A 258-nucleotide genomic window follows, 5' to 3' on the forward strand; every position below is an offset into this window, starting at 1 on the left:
GCGTTAGTGCATGACCTTCTTGTAGCTTGCCTACAAATTTCTCTGGGGCTTTATTCACCTGGCCAGCTAATTCCAATTGCCACTCGCCGTCTTGCTGTTTAGCAGTCGCTGGGATCATATTCATAGACGGTGAACCGATAAAGCTCGCTACAAATTGATTTTTAGGCTGAGTAAACACCTCATAAGGCGTACCAATTTGTGCGGTAACCCCTTTGTTCATGATCACGATGCGGTCTGCTAAGGTCATCGCCTCTACCT

General features: G+C 46.9%; 1 pseudogene. It reads right to left on the bottom strand.

The features are described from left to right. Positions 1–247: pseudogene (locus Q4528_RS14595) on the bottom strand (ABC transporter ATP-binding protein); the annotation flags it as partial. Positions 248–258 lie beyond the last annotated feature (11 nt).

It is taken from the genome of Staphylococcus pasteuri, from assembly GCF_030547725.1.
GTDB classification, from domain to species: Bacteria; Bacillota; Bacilli; order Staphylococcales; family Staphylococcaceae; genus Staphylococcus; species Staphylococcus pasteuri.